We start from the raw sequence: 2,507 nt of genomic DNA, 5'->3' as shown, positions 1-2,507 counted from the left end.
GTCCCTGTGGCGGGCCCGGCGGGGGACCCTGCGGCATGCCCTGCGGCGGGTAGCCCTGCCCCGGGTGGCCCGGAGAGCCCGGGGGTGGGTAGCCCGGGCCCTGCGAGCCCTGCGCCGGGGAACCCGTACCCCTGCTGTCCCGTCCCGGGGGGCGTCCCTGCTGGTCCCGCTCCGTCACCGGCTGCCTCCGCTTTCCGGCGGCGCCTTGCTCTGATGGCCCGCACTCCGACGCCCACGAAGAGTACGGCAAGTCCGCCGCCGGTGATGAGCAGTGCGATACGCCCGTATCCGGTCGTGACGACCGTGATGGTCTCGCCGCTCCCCAGCGTCCGCCCGCCGGAGTTCGGGATCGCCAGGTCGAGGCGGACCCGGAAGTTCCCGTTGCCCGCCGCCTGCGCCGGAATCCACCGCTGCGCCCGCTCCCCGGGCCGCAGCTCGATGACCGCCTCCTCCGGGTCCAGCTGCGCGAGCTGGAGCTTCGCGGTGTTCTCGGACGTCGCGACGAGCCGCACCCGCACCGACTGGTTCCGCAGCGTGTTCTCCACGAGCACCGGCAGCTTGCCGGAGCTGCCGCCCATCAGCACCCGTTTGTTCTTGGTGGTGACGATGCGGACCTGGCTCATGTCGGACTCGATGCGATGCGTGAGCGCGTTGCGGGACTGCTTCGCGCGACCCGGCATCGCCCGCCACGACACCGACGCCAGGCGCAGCAGCGCACGCTCGTAGGAGATGTTGACGTCGTTCGTCATCACCGACCGGAACGTCGCCGCGCGGCGGGCGAGCGTCCGGATCTGCGCGAGGTGCGCGTCCCCCACCTCGAACCGCTCGAAGGAGTCGGGGTAGCCGTTGAACGCCCTGGCCTGCGGGGAGGCGGACTCGATCTCGTCCAGCGGCAGGTCGCGGAGCCACGCCGCGTCGCCGGTGTACTTCAGCAGCTTCTGCGCGAGGCCCGGCGCCGGGTTCCAGTGCCGGTCGGGGGCGACGACGACGGTGCGCTGCTGGTTCGGCGCCTCCGCCGCGATCATCGCCGTCTCGGCGAGGAAGCGCTGCTCGGTCAGCAGCGCGCCGTAGGACGACTCCGACCCCTCGCTGACGATCTTGTTGAGCTTCTCGTCGAACAGCAGGGCGTTCTGCTCGCCCGCCCTCGTCGGCACCTTCGTGGTCGCGTTCGGCAGCTCCCCGGTCTGCGGGGGCTGGAACTGCGAGCTGCTCATCAGGAACGACCCGCCGTCCTTCAGCGCGTGCTCGGCGAGCTGTTCAAGCGTTCCAGGACCGGCCGCGCCGTACGCCGGCCAGGCGACGTTCGCGTTCGCCGCCCGGCCGAGGACCTGTGTCGCGACGCCGGTGTTGCGCGCGGCGAACGCGACACCGATGTCGCGGGGCATCTTGTGGCGGATCAGGGCGACGACGTCGGGGTCGCCGTACGGCAGCGTGAAGTACGGGTCGCCCTTGGACGCGTTCTTCAGCGCCGCCAGCCACGCCGCCGCGGCCGCGCTCTTCTCCTTCTTCGCCGCCTTCGCGCCGAACGGCTCCACCCGGTAGTCGCCGGACGCCATGCGCTGCGCGTCGTCCAGCAGGGCCGGGTCGATGCCCCACGTGACGGGGGTGTCCGTCGCGGCGGCCGCGTCGACGAGCGACCCGAGCCGTCCTCTGGGGGCCAGGTCCTGGGTGAGGCGGTCGTCGAAGAACGTCTGGTCGTCGGTCCGGTGCATCCGGTCGACCAGCGGCCACACCCAGCTGACCGCCACCTGCTTGAAATGCCGCTGCTTCGGCATGAACGTCAGGAACGTCGTCAGCCCGCCGACCACCTGCTGCGCCGAGTTCAGCACCTCCACGCCCACCGGGTAGACGCCCGGGGTGCCGGCCGGGGCGTTCAGCCGCAGCGCGCCGGCGGTGGTCTTGAACGTCCACTTCTGCGTCGCGCCCGGCGCGACCGCGCCGCTGAGCTGCTGCTGCGGGCCCACATTGGGCATCAGGCTCGGCTGGCCGGTCGCGAACTGGTCGAGCTGGCTCCGGCTGAGGACCGGCTGCGCGCTGTACCGCAGCCGCAGCGTGAGCCCGGCGAGCTGCTCGCCCGTACGGTTCTTCGCCAGCCCCGAGATCTCGATCTTCGAGTTGTCGCGGACCGTCTTCGGGCTCACCTTCGTCAGCCCGACCCCTACCTGGGCCCGCTTCAACGCCAGTTTCTGGGGCTGCGCCGACGCCGTGGCCGGAGGCACCAGGGCCGTCGGCGCCGCCAGCGCGAAACAGGGCAGGAGAGCGGCCAGCGCGACCGCGCGTTTGACGCGTCTCACGCCGCATCCGCCCAGGCGCCGCCGAGCGCCGGGCCGACTCCAAAAGCCGCACCGGCCACGCACCTGGCCGCCTCGGACCGGCGGGCATCCCTATCCCGCACCACGGGGGGAGTTTATTCCATCGCCCTTGGCGGTCAGGCCCTGGCGCACGTTCGGTGCTCGGCTCGGAGCCCTTCTTCGTAGGTGGTCGCGGGTGGTGGTGGGTTAGGGGAC

Annotated in this window: 1 protein-coding gene; it reads right to left on the bottom strand. The window is 72.1% G+C overall.

Translation table 11 applies throughout. The features are described from left to right. The coding region (locus E1266_RS38600) for a DUF6049 family protein (RefSeq protein WP_165966369.1) at positions 1 to 2,294 on the bottom strand (2,294 nt) is incomplete at its 3' end. Positions 2,295 to 2,507: the final 213 nt, after the last annotated feature.

It is taken from the genome of Actinomadura sp. 7K534, assembly GCF_004348575.1.
GTDB classification, from domain to species: Bacteria; Actinomycetota; Actinomycetes; order Streptosporangiales; family Streptosporangiaceae; genus Spirillospora; species Spirillospora livida.
This window is presented reverse-complemented; position numbering and strand designations above follow the sequence as displayed.